Raw genomic sequence first — 18,378 nt, 5'->3', positions numbered from 1 at the left:
ATAGCTCATGTTGTCTGCCCTTTTTGGAGAAAAAATTTAATTAGACTAAATTTAAAAGACAGACTATATTGCATGTAGTAAATATTTCTTAAGAAAGTGATGGTAATTAATTTGATCTATGATTCAACTCAAAAATGGGATGCAGTCTATGATGTAATTGTCGTAGGTTTTGGTGGAGCTGGGGCTGGAGCTGCAAGATTTGCTGCTGATAATAAGGCTAAAGTTCTATTAATTGATGCGGCTCCAGAAGGTCATGAAGGAGGCAATACCCGTTATGCAGGTGGGGCTTTTGCATGGAGTGATAACTTCGATGACTTGCGCGAATATTATAAGCAAACTTATTATCCTTTTAAGTATGATCCTAAAGACTTGGATACTTTTGTAAACAATGTTTTGCAAATGAAGGAATATGCTAAAAAATACTTTGATATTGAAGCTCAATATACAGGACGCCGACCTAAAGGTGAATATCCTGAATATAATCATGCTGAAACTATGCGTTCGCAAAGTATGACTACAGGAATGTATAATGGTGGATTTTGGAAATTATTACGTAAAAAAGTATATGAACGTCTTGATCAAATAGATATTTGGTTCTCAAGTCCAGCAGAGCATTTGATTCAGGATCCAGAAACTAAGACTATTTTAGGAGTACAAATTAAACACAGCGGAATCAAGCGTAATGTTGCAGCTCGCAACGGGGTTGTTTTAGCTTGTGGTGGCTTTGAGAATAACCAAGATATGGTGCAAACTTTTTTGGGCCAGGGATCATTAGCGCCAATCGGTACACTTTATAATCAGGGTAAAGGAATCGATTTAGCAATTGAAGCTGGAGCAAGATTATGGCATATGTCTAATTACGATTCACATGGTTTTTCCTTAAATGAAGGTAAGCCACGTGAAAAATTTGCGTATATGATTAATTGGAAGAGCTTGTTTAATGGGAGCATTTTTGTTGCCGGTGATGATGGTACTCGTTATTACCGTGAAGACGAAGAAGATCGTCATGGTTACAAGTATAATCATGGCAACTGGATTATGCTTCCTAATCAGAATCATCCGCACATTGTAATGGATGAAAAACAATATCATCAGTTAGCCAATGATGATTCAGCTCAAGCCGATCAGATTAAGCAATTAATTTCGTATGCAGTCAAAGCAGATTCGCTTACAGAATTAGCGGAAAAGATTGCTGCCCCTAAACTAACTGAAGCAGTTGCCGATTTTAATTATCTGGTTGAAAAACAAAAACGTGATATGTTCCTCAATCGCAAGCTTGAAACGATGCGTGCCTTTGGTGCAGGACCATATTATGCAATTCCAATTAGACATAATATTTTACATACTCATGGTGGAGCACGGCGAAATGAAAAATGTGAAGTGCTTGACTTGCAAAATAACGTAATACCACACTTATATGAAGCTGGTGAACTTGGCGACATATTTGCGACCAAGTATGTTGGTGCAAATAGCATTGCGGATTTGTTAATTTCAGGCAAGATTGCTGGTGAAAATGCTGCTTTAGTAAAGCGTAAGCTACCTGCAGTTGATGTGGTTACTGGCGCTTCAGCAAATCCTGAGCTCAAATCCGATGCCCATGCTTTGGCAACTGATTATGAAGCTGGCGAAAATCAAGGCATTGGTATTAGTGAAAACGGGATTAATGATGTACCAATAGTGGTTAGAGTTACAGCTAATGGTAAGCAGCTGACCCAGATTGAAACTTTGCAACAGAAAGAAACACCTTCGCTGGGTGGTAAAGCGATTCCAGTATTGACTAAGGAAATGCTAGAGAAGCAAACAACTGATGTTGATGTAGTCAGTGGCGCAAGTACGACTAGTGCTGCCTTTAAAGAGGCAGTTAAGCAAGCAATTAATAATATGCAAAAGCATTAATTTATACTTGATAATACGCTAATTTTAAATAGAAAGTAGAGAAAATGTTAGATAAATTTGAATGGAAAAAGTGGATTTTACCACTTGTATTAGGCTTAGGGTTATGGCTTTTAACGCCTATCAGACCAACAGCTATTAATATTCAGGCATGGCACTTGTTTGCAATTTTTATTGCAACGATTGTGGCGTGCATCACTAAGCCATTGCCTATGATGGCTACTACAATTATTGCTATTGTAATTGCCACCTTAACCGGCATTTTTAAAATGGAAGAAGTCACTGCTGGCTTTGGGAATTCAACTGCATGGATGGTAGCAATGTGTATGTTCATGGCAGCTGGTTTTATTAAATCAGGTTTAGGAAAAAGAATTGCTTATTTCTTTGTTAAAACTTTTGGTAAGCGAACATTAGGTTTGGCTTATGCCTTATCCATGGTTGAAACAGTGCTCGCCATTGGAATTCCAAGTAATAATGCTAGAGTCAATGGTATTATGTATCCAATTATTGACAACCTTTCTAAAGAGATGGGATCAGACCCAAAAAAGGGAACCCAAGCAGATATGGGATCTTACTTGGTTTTTAATGAATATGAAGTTAATATTGTTACGTCAACGATGTTTTTGACTGGATTGGCTGGAAACATGGTAGCTTTAGGAATTGCGAAGACGCAAAATATTGAAATTTCTTGGATGCAGTGGTTCTTAGCAGCAATTGTACCAGGAATCATTTCTTTATTGGTTATCCCGTTTATTTTGTATAAAATTTATCCGCCCAAAATCAAAGAAACTCCTAATGCGCATGCTTGGGCAGATAATAAGTTAAAAGAACTAGGCAAAATGACCTTAGCTGAAAAAATTATGGCCGTAGTTTTTATTTTAGCAGTAGCGCTTTGGTTAATTGGTCCTAAATTTGGTATTGATGCTACTTTAGTTAGTTTTATTGCCGTGGCTTTATTATTAATTTGTGGTGTTATTAATGTTAAAGACATTCTTGGTCAAAGCTTTGCATGGAATATTTTGACTTGGCTTTCAATTATTATGTTAATGTCACAAAAATTAATGCAACTTGGCTTTTTCCCATGGTTCTCAAAAACTTTGGGAAGCATGTTAAATGGTATGAATTGGGTCTGGGTTTTAGTAATTTTGTATTTAGCTTATTTCTATTTACATTATTTATTTCCTAGTGTTTCCACTCAAATTTCAGCCTTATATGCTGGCTTTCTTTCAATTGCGATCGGTGCTGGTGTACCTCCAATTATGGCCGCATTAATGTTGGCGCTAGATGGGTCATTATACTTGTCAACTACCAGTTATTCCGCTGGTCCGGCTGCACTCTTATCATCAACTGGTTATGTTTCAAATAAAGACTGGTGGCGGCTTAGTGCAATTATCGGAATAATTCTTAACATTATCTGGCTTGGTGGCGGTCTTTTATGGACTAAAGTTATTGGTATGTGGTAATTAATTGAAAAATTTCAGTCTTTGAAGTGCTCCATAATAGTTAGACATTAATTTAACTATTAGGAGCGCTTTTTTCATGACTAAATATTCAAATTGAAAGGGGGAGTTTATGAAAAAGATGGTTAAACAAAAGTAATTTCAACTATACAAGGCTCTTAGTTGGGTATCGCCGAATATTTTGGATGTGCATTATCATTTGTAGACTCAGGAATAGGGAAAGCAACGTTAGTAAAGGAAATATCTGGCCAATATGGTATATCTTGTAAAGGATAAAATATTACAAGTTAAAAAAGAAAATATTATTTGTTTAAATTAACCTTTATGTCCTGGTGCTGTAGTTGATAATATTACTTTAAATAATAAAGAAGTAAAATAAAATCTACAACTTCTAAGTTCATGTATCAGCTTTTACTAAACCAAAAAAAGCAGGATTATAATTATAGTTTAAACAGATAATAAAATATCTAAAATAGGGAAAGTAACCTAATACAAGCTGTTGACCTTGATAATGGTATTATGAATAGAAAACAATTGAATCATGTGAATTTAAGAACATCAGTCGATATTTGATTGTTTAATAGAGCAATTTTATTAATGCGTTAGTTGGTTATAACCTTAAATATATTCTATTTTGCTAAGACATCTAATGTAGGTCTAGCTACAATAGCTGGATTTTTTTGGTAAGTAGAGGTGCTTTTATAAATGAATATTTACTTTTGTTTTTTGATACGTTTACATTTCAAGTGAAAAACAATAAAGACGGTGTATCTTTTGATAAAAATATTACGATTTTATATGATAATGAAAATTTAGAAGTATTGGGCACAGATTTAGATGACAAATCTTCTGAAGAGAATGTTGAACAACTTAAAAAAGTGGAAAGTGCTTGGAAACAATCAAGAATATCTAATAAATTTAAGACAAGAGAGATAAAGTAATGACAACAACAATAATATACGCACATCCTTACACAAAAAGCTTTAACCATGCAATACTTAATAAAGTTATAAAAGCGATGAGAGATAATAAAGAAGATTATACAATTATAGATTTATATAATGATAAATTTGATCCAACATATTCTGCTAAAGAGTTATCTTTATTTAGTGTTGGAAAAACAATTGATCCTTTAGTTAGTAAGTACCAGAAAATTATCAAAAATACAGATAAAGTTATATTTATTTTTCCAATATGGTGGAATGATACGCCAGCTATTATAAAAGGCTTCATAGATAAAGTAATGAAGAAGGACTTTGCTTACAATGTAGGCAGTACTGGGTTAATAGGAAACCTTAACAATATAAAAAAGACGTTAGTTCTTACAACCTCGACTTCTCCGACATTTTATTTGAAGATGTTTTGTGGCAATGCTATTAAAAAAGTTTTTATTAATAGTACACTTAAGCAGCTTAAATTTAAAAATCGAGTATGGAAAAATTTTGGTAATATTGATCATAGTAGTATGAACAAAAGAAATGAATATTTGGAAAAAATAGCTAACTACGTAAGTGAATGGGTAGTGCAAAATAATTGAATAGGGTAGTTGTAACTGGTTTGGAATAATTAAGCCCTTAAGTGATAAGGTTACTTCGACTTGGAAAGCGGTTCACCTTTTGTCATACAAGAAAATTTAAGCCGTATATATAATAAACTCATTGGTGAAAGACAATCTTTATCTGATATAGGAGCAATAGTTGCTAAATATTTTTAGGTTCAATATTCAGCAGATGTAAAATCTTGAAGTTAGCAGTTACTTATGGCAGTTTCAATTTTGAAAATGAATATTGCTAGGTATAAAGAAAAGAATGAAGGACGCAGGTAAAGCGCCCTTTTTTGTGAGAAATAAATCTTGTAACTAGCATGTGATTTCTCACAGCTTTGTATTCGCTTAATAAAATTTTTGCTTTAAATATAGAATCGCGATTCTAAGAATAGTTATCAATGTAAGTTAATAAAAAGCTCCTTAGAATCGTCCCCTCAGCATTACATCATCTAATTGAAACTACTAGCAACCGTAATGAAGTAAGTATTGCTTTATTCAGTGGCTATGTTTTTAAGGATAAAACTAGAAGCAAAATATATCTATCATTTACAATGTAATTGACTTCTGTTTATGCCAACTGTGAGTCTACTGTAAGAGTAGAGCTTAAAGTTAATGAAAGAAGGTATTGGGTAGATTTGGTAACCGTTGCTTTTTAAATAATCTTAAAAAATAGCTTATACACTAAAAAAATCAATTCTAAGTTTCGTTAGAATTGATTTTTTAATTTTAATTTACATCATTTACGTTAAAAGTATGTTTAGGAGGTACTGCAGGCAGTTTTGCCTTCGGTGGAACTAAGACTACTAAAACCTCCCCATATTGTCTACTTTCAAATTCATTTTTACTTTGCGGTACTACATAAGCACCAATCTTATAGCCTTTAAAATCTGAAAATGTTTTTCCCCTTAGTGCTAACTTATACTTTAACTGCTCTTTTTCAAATTCAACAAGACCATCTGGAGAGCCAGTATATCTTTCAACAGATTCAAAGTAATTATCATGATTACCTTTACCAACGATATGATCTAATACATAATCTCTTTCACTGGTAGCATCACCTTCTTGAAAAGCGACACTTGCTAAATTAGCACCAAATTGTACTTGACTATCCTTAATTGTACCAGGGAACAAATCCGCTATTTGATTATTTAAATTATTATCAATTAAATTAGCGGGAATAGCAATCCCTGTGTCAATCGGATCATAGTAAACATCTCCTAATTTAGGCAAGACAGCATCTTTTGGGCTTAAGAACACAATAAAGCGACCGTAATTTTTATTATTACTTGGAAAAACATATGAACCAACTTTATAATTCGCAAAATCAGAGATTGTCTTGCCTTGCGCAGCTAGTTGCTGATTTATTTGCTCTTTTTCAAATTGAAGTAACCCAGCAGTAGTACCTTCATATTTCGTATTATTAACAATTTTTATGATGTTAGCAGAATTTTCAGTACCTAATATATCATTTTGAAGTTTTTGAAGTGATGTAGATAAATGATCTCCATTTCTATTAGCTAAATCGGCTGCTAACTGTACTTGCTTATCCGGTTCGGCGCCAGTGAATAAAGCAGAAAGTTGATTATTCAAACTACTGTCAATATATTTTTTTCCTGTATACGTTACCGGAGGCACCGGATCGTAATATTTCTCAGCTGGATCATGCACATCTATACTACCATCTGTATCATCTGAGTAAACATAGGCACCCTTTGTTAAAAAGCCACGCCAAATATAACCACTATGCTTTTTATTGCCACTAATAACTTTATAATAGACAGCCTTAGTAGAGCCATGGCGCATGGTTACTGAAGAAGTCGCATACCAAGTTGTATGGGGAAAATTAATTAAATCATGTAACTTATGTGTATGATTCCAGTTCCAAACGGCTACACTCGCTTGAGGATCTTTGGCATGATACGGTCTAGCAGAGTATGAATAGTTTCGTATCCAATAATATTTTTCGGCATGAACCTGTGTAGTAGAAACACTTAAACCTAAAGCTAATGATGTGGCTGCTAAAAAAGTCCCAATCATTTTTTTGTTTTTCATGATATATACCTCCTAATCATGATTATCTATCAAAAATGTTATACCACAATTTGTCATTAATTTGCCATTAATTTTCCGCAAATATCATTAAATTAATTTTATTATATAAGCGAATCGAAGATAGTAAGTCTTTGGTTTAATATCAGCTGATATATTTGTTAATAATATTTAATTTTAAAATGAAAGGGAAAAATTAGAGAACAAAACCGATCTGCCTAATAATTGGACAGATCGGTTTTTAATATCTTTATGGCTAGGTCACTCTGATAATATATTAATCAGCATATGGTGAGTAGTCATGTTTTTTACTTAGTTCTTTTATTTCATTAATAATCTTGTTTGTACTAATGCTTTACTTTTTTCATTTTAAAAGTTAAATTAGTAGCTTTAAGAATTGAAATGTCGTTTAATCCATTTCCAAAACTTATTGTAAATTATTTTTTCATTTACTTACAAATTTTCAATTAAGTACAGGCTTACATATTATTGAAGTATGTCCGAACGATGTAATTGAGAGCATTGAACAATAATAAATAAACTAGTAGTAAGTAATTACAACCAACAGCTGGGAAAATTATCCAAGATACAGTTTCTTATAAGGAATCAATTCCTGGAAAAACCTATACTTTGCAAGGTATTGTTATGGATAGGATATAAATAGTGCTGTTCTTAATATATGGTGAAAAAGTAGAATATTCTAAGACTTTTATACCAACAAGTGCTAATGGTTAAGTCACAATTGACTTCAAGGTCGACGATCATCACTATCGTGATAGACATTTAATTATTTTTAAAACTCTTAATTAGACAGACTATAAATTTTTGACCATGTTGAAGTAATTTGCTTAGTTCGTTTAATATTTCTAAGATAGCGATCTACTGCGATTTGACGATTAGGATATGCTGTTTCTTCAGCAGAGACTTGATGTGAAGGAAAGATAGAAAGTGCTAAAAGTAAAGTGAAAGCACTCATAATTAAATATTTAATTAATTTTTTCATTTTTAACTCCTAAATTGATAAAGCGCTTTCGATATTTAATACTATAAATAAATTAAGGCATATTATAATAAAGTTGCTTGTATTACTTATTAGTCTTATGTTTAAAATTATTTGGTGGTTCAATCATAAATAAAATTCCTGCGTCTATGGGAATTAAAGAATCACTTATATTATTATAATTGAAAAATAAATAAATTAGTCCACTAAAAAACAAGACAATTCCTATTAATTGCAATCCTTTTTGATAGCTAGTCATATCTTCTTTTTTTACTTTTTTAGTATATTTACAGTGGTTAGAAAAAGAAAAAATCTCAAAAAAACTTCCGATTATTAAAAAACTTCCAAAAAGAACAAAGCATATATATTTATTTACTGTAAATAAGAAAATGATTCCAATCAAAATTTGAACTAAACCAAAAATTCTCATTGCTTGACTATTGGTTAGTTTATTTTCAAACATATTTTTAACCTTTACATCAATAAAAGCACACAAAAATACTTTTACGTGTACTTTTTGTTAATTATAATTGATTATCCCATATATCCTATTCCTGCACCAACAGCAGCACATGCGGCTAATCCCCAAGGACCAATTCCTTCTGCTAGCCATTTGCATGCACCCAAACCTGCAGCTGCACCGCTTAATGCATTATTCCATTTATTACCCCACTTGTTTCCACCAGTAATGTCAACTAGTTCTTCTTGATTAAGAGTTTTGTAATTATTCATTTCTTAACTGGAGGTAGGATTAATAAACAGAATCCAAAATCTATTGCAAGTAAGCCGGAATAAGGATCTTTTATTATAATTATTGTAATTAACCCAAGAAGACAGGAAATTATTCCTAAAATTTGATCTCCAATGTCTATCGCAGTCATTTCATCTTTTTTTGCATTCTTTTTAAATGATATCCTAGGAGAAAAGGACGCAAAGAAAAATAAAATTGCACATAAAATAAAAATCATAAAATATACAAAATGATACTTTTTGCTTTCAATGAATAGAAATATTATTCCTATAAATATTTGCATCAAACCACAAAGAAAAAAAGCCAACTTATTAGATAATTTGTTTTCAAACATATTAAATTCCTAATCTGTTTAATGATTTAATAACCAAATAAGCATATATATTTATATACTTTTTACTGCTATTTTTTACTGCTATAATTTCCATCAATTAAAATATACAAAAATTTTATGACTATATATAGTTTTCGAAACACAAATTTTATATTAAAGCGCTTTTAAAAAAATGTCAATAATTATTTTGTCTTTTCAAAATTTTAACTTTTTTTAATTTTATTAGTATAATTATAAATATAATACTGTAAGCTTTTGTTTATGAAGAAAATTATGAGAAATAAAATTTATATATCACAAGTTAAAGTGGTTGACCGTCAATTTCGTTAACGTTAGCCGCATTAATGTAACCACCGTGACCAATGCTGTAATAATATTTACCCTTGATTTTTTTATAAGGTAACCATGATTGATTGTAGTTGTCATCATTTAGTAGATAGTATTGCTTGCTGTCTTTTTCAATTGGTTGGATTGTGCCGGAATATTGTACATTAGTTCCTTTGCGTAAGTGAGTGTTAGACCAGCTGCCACAATATTTTTTAAGACGCCTACCTTTTTTATTATAGACATATGCACCATGAACTAATTTTAGAGTGTTATTGTTAGATGTTGTTGCTGCAGTAATAGGGGTAGATTTAAGTTGTTGTGACACCGAGAATCCAGCCCCCAAAATTAAAATACCAGCAATAGATCCAAGAAAGATTTTTTTACTTAATTTCATGTATTTCACCTCATAAATAGAAATAATAATTATACCCATTATAGTTCAATAGAAAACTAAGTTTAAACAATAACTTTTTTTCTTTTTCAAACGTGTGTTAAGGATGTTGTAGCTAAACCGCTAAATACGGTAACTGATTTAATACTAGGTCAAACTTATTCTGTTAGAGGTAAGTTAATGGACCAAGTACTGGATTACCTGTTGTTAAAAATGGTGTACCTGTCATAGCAACAGCTACCTTTAAGCCGAATATAACCATGGTACAGTAAACTGCAAATACTATCACTAAGTATTGTATTTATGTTTGGTGGTTTCGTTTACTTTACGAGAAAAGAACAAGCTACTGGCTTAAATTAATAGTAGAAAATGTAAAAGAAATTTAATTTTTAGACAAAAAGATAGATCAAGTACTTCTTTTGGAAAAGACTTGATTTATTTTTTTGCTTTTTTGTGCTGAAAAAGAAACCGGATTGATAATCATGCTAAAGACTAAAAGCAATAACTCCTTCAACATATTGTGTTTTTATTATAGTTAAAGTACAATATGTTGTGGAAAATAAGTGATAAAAAGGAGAGTAGATTTTATTGAAAAAAAATCAAAAATTAATTATGTCAATTGTCGCAATTGGAACACTAAGTTTTTTGGGTATTGTAATTGAAACAGCGCTTAATATTGCTTTTCCAAAATTAATGGTAAAGTTTAAAATTCCCGCTAGCACAGTTCAGTGGTTAACAACTGGTTACATGTTAGTTTCTACTGTAATTATACCCTTCGGAGCATATTTGAGAAAACGATTTCGTGCAATTACGTTGTTTAGAGTAGCAATAATTAGTTTTTTTATTGGAACAGTTTTAGCAGGAGTTACTTCAAGCTTTTTCTTGCTTCTATGTGGTCGAATTATCCAAGGAATTGCTGATGGTATTGGCTTACCATTAATGTTTTCAATTATTTAGAGCAATCTCCTAAAAAGAAAGTAGGCTTTTTTATGGGACTAGGAAGTTTAGTAATTGCTTTTGCCCCTGCAATTGGTCCAGTTTATGGTGGAATTGTTTTAAAGTATTATAGTTGGCAAACTTTATTTATACTAATAATACCTATAATATTAGTTATTTGGTTATTAGGTGAATTTAGTATTACGCAAAAATTTAACGTTTTTAGTATTTCTTTTGACTATCGTGGTGGTATTACGTTAACTGGTTTATTAATAACTACACTATTATTAATAGTTAGTACAGCAAGTAAAAGTAATTATCGTATTTTTTTATTGTTAATTGCTATTATTTGTTGTATTCTCTTTATTTATTTTGAAAAAAATAATAAAAATTATATTATTGATATATCTTTGTTTAAAAATCGACAATTTGATATATTTCTGATTTCTTTTTTTCTACTACAGTTAATGTCATTAAGCATGTCATATTTAATGCCGAATGTTTTAGAAATAATATTTCATTTATCAACGGCAAAAACGGGCTTGCTTGTATTACCAGCAGCAGTAATTGATGCCATAATGTCAGCAGTTGCTGGAATAATTTATGATAAATTAAATCATAATTTTCCAATCTTGTTAGGAGAAGGACTTATTTGCGTCTCTTTTCTATTAGCAAATATTATATCAGTTGCACCAATTAATCTGATTATAATTTATTCAATTTTTATGTTTGGATTGGGTTTGTCGTATAGTAATATTATGACAAGAAGCTTAGCAAATTTACCTATTCAATCGACCAATGACGGCAATGTAATCTATATGACTGCACAATCATATTCTGGAGCAATGGGAACAGCAATAGCAGCCTCAATTTTAACATTTACACAAAACGATTATTTTAATTTTATAAATGGAACATTAGCTGGCCTAAAGATTAACTTTAAAGTTTTGTTCTTTTTATCGATAATAGTTTTGATATTTTGTACAACAATAATTTTAAGAGATAAAAAAAATGACTAAAATAGAAAAAATGACTAAAATAGAAAATATAATAAAATTTGCAAAAGAAAAAATGTGTGATGATGCAACAGGACATGATTTTTTACATGCGTCTAGAGTAGCTATTTTGGCTAAAAAAATGAAGGACTTTATCCTTTATGGGGAATAGATATATTTATTCTTATAGATTAGAAGATATGATTAGAAAATTATCTATTGCTTAGGTGTCGATGTTTACAAGAATTTCTAATGACCAACCTATTATTAGTTTTAAAGAAGGTACTTTTAATTATCGGAAAGATTTTTACCATAATTTAGAACAACTTATTTTTTCTGCTCCTGAGCAATGGGTAGGAGCTAGTGAATACCGAAAATTAATTATGTAGTAATGATTAATAAGCAATTATTAATATTAAGCAAGGAGCAATTATGATTGTTAGATATTATACTAAATGGAAGCTTGCAGCACTTATAATACTTGGAATAATTGCTAGTACGCAAAACATTGTGATGGCTTATGTGTTAGAAACTATGACAAATGCATTAGCAGACAAAAATTTGCATGAGCTACCTCATATGTTTTTAGTTGCGCTAATTTTATTCTTAATCGTTTTAGTAGCCGAGTTAGGCTATAATTATTTAAAAAATGATGCTGTTAGGGAAGTCAATACCCTTTTGAGAACTAAAATTCTCGCAGGAATGTTAGAAACTTCTAAAGAAGATAATGCTTCAGCTTTAGGTTTTTTAACCAATGATTTTAAATTATTAGAAACTAATCGGTTTAATGCTGAAATTAATATTACCTTTTATTTTGTGACGGTGGTAATTTCATTAATTTATTCAATATATATTAATATGATTTTGACGGTATTTTTTCTAATCGGTTCTACGCTTCCAATACTAGTTTCAGCTTTATTACAAAAGCCAATACGTAAAGCTTCAAAGCAGTGGACTGAAGCCAATAGTAAGTATGTTAGTCAAATAAAAAATATCTTAGCAGGAACGGATTCATTAAAGTTATATCACAAGCAAGCCAATGCTGTTAATGAAAATTTACCAAAAGTTTCAAGATTAGAACAAGCTCTGTGTAAGATGAATTTATTGAGTAATAATATTCATACAGTTGTAGGCTTTGTAGGAATTTATGGTACATTTGTCATTCCAGCCTATTTAGGTGGGCTAATGGTATTACACGGGCAAACAACGATGGGTGTTCTGTTTGCAATTGTTCAATTATCAAATTCATTTATTAATCCGCTTATGCAAATTTTGGAAGAGCGCAATCACTTATCAACGACTCAAGATATTGTAAAAAAGGTTAATTATTATTTAGATCTGGCAGCTACCAAGGAATCAGCAGCCAAATATACTTTCCATAAACAAGTCAATTGGCAAAATATCTGTCTGGTAAGGGATAAAAAGCAACTTTTCAGTGGGCTTAATTTAATTATTAATCCTGGAGAAAAGATAGCAGTTATTGGGCCTTCTGGCAGTGGTAAGTCTACTTTGCTCTATTTTCTGATGTCTAATAAATTTGGGAAAGCATCAAATATTTTGCTTGATAATCAAGAAGTCAAAGCTGATCAAATATCTAATCTATTTGCATATTCCAGTCAAGCACCAGTTATTTTTGCTGATACACTTTGGTTTAATTTAACCTTAGGTGAAAAATTACCTGTGACCGAAGTTAAACAAGTTTGTGAGCAACTAGAGTTAAATACTATGGTAGAAGAAAAAGGATTTGATTATCAATTAGGGGATAATGCCGACAAGCTATCTGGTGGACAGTTAGCGAGAATTGAATTAGCAAGAGCAATTTTATCGAAACGTCCAATTTTATTACTTGATGAAATCAATGCTTCACTTGATCAAGCGACTTCAGCCGCAATTCATCAGATATTATTGCATTCAAATTTAACCTTCGTAGAGGTAATTCATCATTATCAAATTGCTGATTTAGACAAGTATGATCAGGTAATTAATTTAGCGGATTATCAAGATAGATAAATAATAAAATGTCTAACCTTTTCGTTGCACTACATTTGTTAGAGATTTTTTATCAGAAAAATAGCCTTATTTAACTTAATATACTAAAATAAAAAATTATAAAACTAATGAGTAAGTAACTAATCACTCATAGGTTAGGAGAAATTCACCTATCTAATGAGGCTAAACTGAAAGGATTAATTATGCTAAAAGAAGCTTGCGTTGAAAATTTTACTGCTATTCCCCAAATGATTGCTGCTGGTGCAACAAGAATTGAACTTAACAGTGATTTAGCTCAAGGTGGACTTACACCATCATTTGGTGTGATGAAACAAGCAATATTATATGCGCACCAACATGGCGTAGCAGTTGTAGTTATGATTAGACCACGTAGTGGTGATTTTGTCTATAATGAAACGGAGTTAAATATAATGATTAATGATTTGCAACTAGCTGCCTTGTTAGATGCTGATGCGGTCACCTTTGGTTGTTTGAAAGAGTCAGGGGTACTTAATTGCGAACAGATGCAAAAATTAATTACTTTAGCTCAGGAACTGAATTTAGAAGTGGTTATGCATATGGCATTTGACCAACTACAATTGGCACAGCAACATTCAAGCTTAGATTGGTTGGCAAATCATGGTGTGAAAAGGATTTTAACTCACGGTGGACCACTAACGGAGCCAATTGAAACTCATCTTGCCCATTTGAGCGAATTGATTACTTGGTCAAAGGGGCAAATAACGATTTTGCCAGGAGGAGGAATTACCGTTGATAACTGTAATCAAGTAGCGCAATTACTGGGAGTTAATCAAGTTCATGGTACAAAAATAGTGATTAAATGATTAGGCTATCAGATAGCATAAATTAAATTTAAAATTAGCAAAAATAGATATTAATTTAAAGATGAAAATATTTCATCTTTTTTATTTGGCTTATTTTTCTTGCACATATGATTGTTAATAAACAAATCTAGACGTAATTAAAATTATATCCTGACAATTACGCAAAATAGGTAAAACTAAAAAATAACATTTTTATAATTTGAGCCTCTTCTTTGACAACATTTACCAAGCAACGTAAATTAAAGGTAACTAGTTATAGATAGGATTGATCAAAAAGGATAGGACACAAATATGAAAAATATGGATATGGGGCATGAACAGCACCTAAAGCAAGCAGATCAAAAAGATAACATGCAAATGAAAAATGATTCTCAGCAAGCGATGAGTGACCATAAGATGATGATGCATGGTGGTCAGATGATGCAGATGGGAAATTTAAAGCAAAAATTTTGGTGGTCTTTTATTTTAGCACTACCAATTTTATTGTTATCGCCAGCAATGGGATTTAAGTTGCCATTTCAATTCTCTTTTCCGGGTTCAGATTGGCTAGTGGTTATTTTTGCTACTATTTTATTTTGGTATGGGGGAGAAATATTTTTACGAGGAGCTTATGCGGAATTAAAGCAAAAAAAGCCAGAGATGATGACGCTAATTTCCTTAGGGATTGTCACTGCGTATCTTTATAGCGTATACGCCTTTATTCAAAATAATTTGGTACACAGTCAAATGAAGGTAATGGACTTTTTTTGGGAATTAGCAACTTTGATTTTGATTATGCTCTTAGGTCATTGGATTGAAATGACTTCTGTGATGAAGGCTAGTAGTTCAGTTCATGACTTAGCAAAGTTATTGCCAGATAAAGTACATGTACAAACAAGCAATCAAATTGAAGAAATCAAGATTACCGATGTTCAAAAACAAGCAACAATCATTGTAAAACCTGGTGAAAGTATTCCTTTAGATGGCATAATTATCAGTGGTTCGAGTACTGCTGATGAGTCTTTAGTTACCGGTGAAGCAAAGCAAATCACCAAGCAAAAGGGGCAGCGAGTAATTGGTGGTTCAATCAATGGCTCAGGTACACTGACTATCAAAGTTACCCAGACGGCTAATTCTGGTTTTCTGGCTAGTGTCAATAAGTTAGTTCAGTCTTCACAGGCAGATAAATCGAAATTGCAGACTAAGGCAGATCAAGTTTCAGGTTGGTTATTTTATGCTGCATTAATAATTGGACTTTTGGCTTTGATTGTTTGGACTAGTTTTCAAGGAATCGCTAGTGGATTAGAGCGGATGGTGACCGTGTTAGTAATTGCCTGTCCACATGCCTTGGGACTGGCTATCCCATTGGTAAATGCTAAGAGTACTGCTCTTGGTGCTAAACATGGTCTACTTATTCGCAATCATAATGCAATAAGTTTAAGTTCCCAAATTAATTATTTATTGCTAGATAAAACGGGAACATTAACTCAAGGAAAGTTTCAAGTTCGGCACTATGCTAGTTTAACTAATAAACTTGATTCTAACCAAGTCTTGACCATTATGGCATCGCTAGAACAGGATTCAACTCATCCTTTAGCTCAAAGTATTTTACATTATGCTCAATCTAAAAAGATAAACCTACTGCCATTAACTAATAGTCAGAACATGACAGGTGCAGGCGTCAGTGGAACTATTGAGCAGCACACTTATCAACTAGTTAATGAAAAAGCAGCACGCAAACAAGTCAGTAATTTCCCTAAGCTAGCAGCTGATAAAGATACAATTAGTTATCTTATACAAGATAGTCAACTTTTAGGTTATATAGCAGTGGGGGATCAGATTAAAGCATCAGCTTTTACTTTAATTAAGCAAATTAAAGAACGTCAAATCACCCCAGTAATGCTAACTGGTGACAATCAAAAAGTAGCTGATAATATAGCTCTTCAACTTGGAATTGACCAAGTTTATGCTGAACTTTTGCCTCAAGATAAAGAAAAGGTAGTTAAAAAACTACAATCTGCAGGTAATAAGGTTATGATGGTGGGCGATGGCATCAATGATGCTCCTAGTTTAGCTAAGGCTGATATTGGAGTAGCGATTGGGACTGGGACTGATGTTGCGGTTGATTCTGCTGATGTGATTTTAGTCAATAGTGAGCCAGAAGCAATCATTAGTTTCTTGGACTTAGCGCAGAAAACGCAAACCAAAACAATTCAAAATCTCTGGTGGGGCGCAGGTTATAATATCATTGCCTTACCCTTAGCTGCTGGAATTTTAGCACCATGGGGCTTAGTTTTACCGCCAGCGGTAGGCGCAATTTTAATGTCACTGTCAACAGTTATTGTTGCAATCAATGCTGAATTTTTAAAAATTTAAATAAATAGCAATTATTTTTAAATATTGAAATAAAAAAATATAACAGGTATGATATTCATGAAGATAAGTCATGATAATTTTTAATAGTAAGGAGAATTACAATGAGCGAAGCAGAATATCGTATTGAAAGTGACACAATTGGACCAGTTAAAATTCCTCAAGATGCTTTATGGGGGCCACAAACTGAAAGAAGCCGCCACAACTTTCCAAGTGGGGAATTAATGCCCTTAGCGATTATCCGTGCTTTTTTAAATTTGAAAAAAGCCGCTGTAGAGTCAAATGTTGAAGTTGGTGATGAGCCAAAAGAAAAAGGTGAAGCAATTGAAGAAGCAATCAATCAATTGCTTGCCTTGAATGACACTGATTTACGTAAAGATTTTCCATTGCACGTTTTGCAAACTGGGTCAGGCACTCAGAGTAATATGAATGTAAATGAGGTTGTAGCTAATTTAGCTAATAAATTACATCCTGGTTTAAATATTCTACCCAACGATGACGTAAATCGCGGCCAGTCATCAAATGATACTTTCCCAACAGCTATGAATATTGTGGCAGTTGAGGCCCTTGATAAGTTGGAGCCGGCTGTGCAACATTTAATTGCTGAATTAAAAATTAAGCAAGACAAATACTGGCAGACAGTTAAAGTAGGGCGTACCCACTTGCAAGATGCAACTCCAATTACTTTTGGTCAAGAAGTATCGGGTTATATTTCTGCATTAAAGCATGATCTGACTTATATTCAGAAATTGAAGCCCACACTTTACGAATTAGCAATCGGCGGTACTGCTGTAGGCACTGGCTTGAATGCAGCAGCAGGCATGACTGAAAAAATTGCTACTAAGTTATCTAAAATTTATGGGCATGAATTCAAAGTTGAAACAAATAAGTTTTGGGGGTTGGCACATCATTCTGGTATTGCAGTGGTTCATGGGGCCCTTAAGACTTTGGCCGACGACATGTTTAAAATTGCACAAGATATTCGTTTCTTGGCATCAGGTCCGCGCGCTGGATATCACGAACTAAATATTCCCGCTAATGAACCTGGTTCATCAATCATGCCCGGTAAGGTTAATCCTACTCAAGCAGAGGCAGTTACGATGGCGGCTGCTAAAGTTTTTGGTAATGATACTACGATTACCTTCACTGCCGCACAAGGTAATTTTGAGATGAACGTTTACAAAACAGTGATGATTGCTGCTTTTCTGGATAGTTGTGATATTTTGACAGGAACAATTACTGGTTTTGCTGATAAGATGATTGCTGGCTTGACTGTAAATTCGGAAAAGATGGATGAGTTACTGGAAAATTCATTAATGACCGTTACAGCTTTATCCCCCCACATTGGTTATCATGCTGCCGCTAAAATTGCACAGGCGGCTGATCAAGAGGGTATTACTCTAAAAGAAGCTACCCTTAAGAGTGGTAAAGTTTCAGAAAAGCAGTATGATGAATGGATGGATTACATGCAAATGACTCACATTGATCGTACTAAACCAGAAGACTAGTG

Annotated in this window: 18 protein-coding genes and 1 pseudogene; 13 read left to right on the top strand and 6 right to left on the bottom strand. The window is 32.6% G+C overall.

The annotated features are described in order from the left end of the window. Window positions 1-99: 99 nt before the first annotated feature. The 4 genes from F5ESL0230_RS04295 (at window position 100) to F5ESL0230_RS04280 (ending at window position 4,890) form a co-directional block, all read left to right on the top strand. Window positions 100-1,896: an FAD-binding protein gene (locus F5ESL0230_RS04295; protein WP_369931587.1), complete on the top strand. Its 1,797-nt coding sequence runs from the start codon at window positions 100-102 to the stop codon at window positions 1,894-1,896. Between the two features lie 44 nt (window positions 1,897-1,940). Continuing rightward, the gene (locus F5ESL0230_RS04290; protein ID WP_122021730.1) at window positions 1,941-3,356 is read left to right on the top strand and encodes a DASS family sodium-coupled anion symporter; all 1,416 of its coding nucleotides are present in this window, start codon (window positions 1,941-1,943) and stop codon (window positions 3,354-3,356) included. Window positions 3,357-4,033: 677 nt separating this feature from the next. Continuing rightward, complete coding sequence (locus tag F5ESL0230_RS04285; protein WP_122021729.1) at window positions 4,034-4,294, top strand: hypothetical protein; 261 nt, start codon at window positions 4,034-4,036, stop codon at window positions 4,292-4,294. Next, entirely contained in the window at window positions 4,294-4,890 is a 597-nt protein-coding gene (locus F5ESL0230_RS04280; protein ID WP_122021728.1) for an NAD(P)H-dependent oxidoreductase, read from the top strand. Before F5ESL0230_RS04285 ends, F5ESL0230_RS04280 begins: the two co-directional genes overlap by 1 nt. Before the next feature lie 735 nt (window positions 4,891-5,625). On the opposite strand, the gene F5ESL0230_RS04275 is transcribed toward F5ESL0230_RS04280, so the two are convergent. Further along, the gene (locus F5ESL0230_RS04275; RefSeq protein WP_090092075.1) at window positions 5,626-6,951 is read right to left on the bottom strand and encodes a hypothetical protein; all 1,326 of its coding nucleotides are present in this window, start codon (window positions 6,949-6,951) and stop codon (window positions 5,626-5,628) included. Window positions 6,952-7,518: 567 nt separating this feature from the next. Between F5ESL0230_RS04275 and F5ESL0230_RS08700 the strand changes: the two are divergent. Continuing rightward, a pseudogene (locus F5ESL0230_RS08700) lies at window positions 7,519-7,608 on the top strand (VaFE repeat-containing surface-anchored protein); the annotation flags it as partial. A gap of 142 nt (window positions 7,609-7,750) precedes the next feature. Here F5ESL0230_RS08700 and F5ESL0230_RS04270 read toward each other — a convergent pair. The 5 genes from F5ESL0230_RS04270 to F5ESL0230_RS04250 all read right to left on the bottom strand — a co-directional run bounded on the left by F5ESL0230_RS04270 (window position 7,751) and on the right by F5ESL0230_RS04250 (window position 9,754). Continuing rightward, window positions 7,751-7,951: a hypothetical protein gene (locus F5ESL0230_RS04270; protein WP_122021727.1), complete on the bottom strand. Its 201-nt coding sequence runs from the start codon at window positions 7,949-7,951 to the stop codon at window positions 7,751-7,753. A gap of 82 nt (window positions 7,952-8,033) precedes the next feature. Beyond that, window positions 8,034-8,411: a hypothetical protein gene (locus F5ESL0230_RS04265; RefSeq protein ID WP_122021726.1), complete on the bottom strand. Its 378-nt coding sequence runs from the start codon at window positions 8,409-8,411 to the stop codon at window positions 8,034-8,036. A 71-nt stretch (window positions 8,412-8,482) separates the two neighbouring features. Further along, window positions 8,483-8,680, bottom strand: a complete 198-nt coding sequence (locus F5ESL0230_RS04260) for a Blp family class II bacteriocin (protein ID WP_122021725.1) — start codon at window positions 8,678-8,680, stop codon at window positions 8,483-8,485. Further along, window positions 8,677-9,033 (bottom strand): hypothetical protein, encoded by a 357-nt coding sequence (locus F5ESL0230_RS04255; RefSeq protein WP_122021724.1) that lies wholly within the window; start codon window positions 9,031-9,033, stop codon window positions 8,677-8,679. Before F5ESL0230_RS04255 ends, F5ESL0230_RS04260 begins: the two co-directional genes overlap by 4 nt. 301 nt (window positions 9,034-9,334) lie before the next feature. Then, the gene (locus F5ESL0230_RS04250) at window positions 9,335-9,754 is read right to left on the bottom strand and encodes an SLAP domain-containing protein (RefSeq protein WP_158593055.1); all 420 of its coding nucleotides are present in this window, start codon (window positions 9,752-9,754) and stop codon (window positions 9,335-9,337) included. A gap of 585 nt (window positions 9,755-10,339) precedes the next feature. Here F5ESL0230_RS04250 and F5ESL0230_RS08630 point away from each other — a divergent pair. From F5ESL0230_RS08630 to F5ESL0230_RS04225, 8 genes are all read left to right on the top strand, one after another. Continuing rightward, window positions 10,340-10,708, top strand: a complete 369-nt coding sequence (locus F5ESL0230_RS08630) for an MFS transporter (protein ID WP_255409270.1) — start codon at window positions 10,340-10,342, stop codon at window positions 10,706-10,708. 32 nt (window positions 10,709-10,740) lie between these two features. Then, complete coding sequence (locus F5ESL0230_RS04245; RefSeq protein WP_255409269.1) at window positions 10,741-11,706, top strand: MFS transporter; 966 nt, start codon at window positions 10,741-10,743, stop codon at window positions 11,704-11,706. Next, entirely contained in the window at window positions 11,699-11,854 is a 156-nt protein-coding gene (locus F5ESL0230_RS08390; RefSeq protein WP_158593054.1) for a hypothetical protein, read from the top strand. Before F5ESL0230_RS04245 ends, F5ESL0230_RS08390 begins: the two co-directional genes overlap by 8 nt. A gap of 61 nt (window positions 11,855-11,915) precedes the next feature. Next, complete coding sequence (locus F5ESL0230_RS08385; RefSeq protein ID WP_158592383.1) at window positions 11,916-12,071, top strand: hypothetical protein; 156 nt, start codon at window positions 11,916-11,918, stop codon at window positions 12,069-12,071. Between the two features lie 43 nt (window positions 12,072-12,114). After that, the gene (locus tag F5ESL0230_RS04240; RefSeq protein WP_122021722.1) at window positions 12,115-13,692 is read left to right on the top strand and encodes an ABC transporter ATP-binding protein; all 1,578 of its coding nucleotides are present in this window, start codon (window positions 12,115-12,117) and stop codon (window positions 13,690-13,692) included. 182 nt (window positions 13,693-13,874) lie between these two features. Continuing rightward, window positions 13,875-14,516: a copper homeostasis protein CutC gene (locus F5ESL0230_RS04235; protein ID WP_122021721.1), complete on the top strand. Its 642-nt coding sequence runs from the start codon at window positions 13,875-13,877 to the stop codon at window positions 14,514-14,516. 291 nt (window positions 14,517-14,807) lie between these two features. Further along, the gene (locus tag F5ESL0230_RS04230; protein ID WP_233551642.1) at window positions 14,808-16,871 is read left to right on the top strand and encodes a copper-translocating P-type ATPase; all 2,064 of its coding nucleotides are present in this window, start codon (window positions 14,808-14,810) and stop codon (window positions 16,869-16,871) included. A gap of 101 nt (window positions 16,872-16,972) precedes the next feature. Continuing rightward, window positions 16,973-18,376 carry a class II fumarate hydratase gene (locus F5ESL0230_RS04225; RefSeq protein WP_122021720.1) on the top strand — a complete coding sequence of 468 codons (1,404 nt, stop codon included), beginning with the start codon at window positions 16,973-16,975 and terminating at the stop codon, window positions 18,374-18,376. The last annotated feature ends 2 nt before the right edge of the window (window positions 18,377-18,378 follow it).

This window comes from Lactobacillus sp. ESL0230 (assembly GCF_003692805.1).
Taxonomy (GTDB): domain Bacteria; phylum Bacillota; class Bacilli; order Lactobacillales; family Lactobacillaceae; genus Lactobacillus; species Lactobacillus bombicola.
The sequence above is the reverse complement of the archived record's forward strand: the minus strand, read 5'-3'. Positions and strand labels throughout refer to the sequence as shown.

What these genes read in the sequence shown, in the direction of transcription:
- F5ESL0230_RS04295 (WP_369931587.1), top strand. Translation starts at nt 100, where the DNA reads ATGGTAATTAATTTGATCTATGATTCAACTCAAAAATGGGATGCAGTC.
- F5ESL0230_RS04290 (WP_122021730.1), top strand. Translation starts at nt 1,941, where the DNA reads ATGTTAGATAAATTTGAATGGAAAAAGTGGATTTTACCACTTGTATTA.
- F5ESL0230_RS04280 (WP_122021728.1), top strand. Translation starts at nt 4,294, where the DNA reads ATGACAACAACAATAATATACGCACATCCTTACACAAAAAGCTTTAAC.
- F5ESL0230_RS04275 (WP_090092075.1), bottom strand. Translation starts at nt 6,951, where the DNA reads ATGAAAAACAAAAAAATGATTGGGACTTTTTTAGCAGCCACATCATTA.
- F5ESL0230_RS04270 (WP_122021727.1), bottom strand. Translation starts at nt 7,951, where the DNA reads ATGAAAAAATTAATTAAATATTTAATTATGAGTGCTTTCACTTTACTT.
- F5ESL0230_RS04265 (WP_122021726.1), bottom strand. Translation starts at nt 8,411, where the DNA reads ATGTTTGAAAATAAACTAACCAATAGTCAAGCAATGAGAATTTTTGGT.
- F5ESL0230_RS04260 (WP_122021725.1), bottom strand. Translation starts at nt 8,680, where the DNA reads ATGAATAATTACAAAACTCTTAATCAAGAAGAACTAGTTGACATTACT.
- F5ESL0230_RS04255 (WP_122021724.1), bottom strand. Translation starts at nt 9,033, where the DNA reads ATGTTTGAAAACAAATTATCTAATAAGTTGGCTTTTTTTCTTTGTGGT.
- F5ESL0230_RS04250 (WP_158593055.1), bottom strand. Translation starts at nt 9,754, where the DNA reads ATGAAATTAAGTAAAAAAATCTTTCTTGGATCTATTGCTGGTATTTTA.
- F5ESL0230_RS04245 (WP_255409269.1), top strand. Translation starts at nt 10,741, where the DNA reads ATGGGACTAGGAAGTTTAGTAATTGCTTTTGCCCCTGCAATTGGTCCA.
- F5ESL0230_RS08390 (WP_158593054.1), top strand. Translation starts at nt 11,699, where the DNA reads ATGACTAAAATAGAAAAAATGACTAAAATAGAAAATATAATAAAATTT.
- F5ESL0230_RS08385 (WP_158592383.1), top strand. Translation starts at nt 11,916, where the DNA reads ATGTTTACAAGAATTTCTAATGACCAACCTATTATTAGTTTTAAAGAA.
- F5ESL0230_RS04240 (WP_122021722.1), top strand. Translation starts at nt 12,115, where the DNA reads ATGATTGTTAGATATTATACTAAATGGAAGCTTGCAGCACTTATAATA.
- F5ESL0230_RS04235 (WP_122021721.1), top strand. Translation starts at nt 13,875, where the DNA reads ATGCTAAAAGAAGCTTGCGTTGAAAATTTTACTGCTATTCCCCAAATG.
- F5ESL0230_RS04230 (WP_233551642.1), top strand. Translation starts at nt 14,808, where the DNA reads ATGAAAAATATGGATATGGGGCATGAACAGCACCTAAAGCAAGCAGAT.
- F5ESL0230_RS04225 (WP_122021720.1), top strand. Translation starts at nt 16,973, where the DNA reads ATGAGCGAAGCAGAATATCGTATTGAAAGTGACACAATTGGACCAGTT.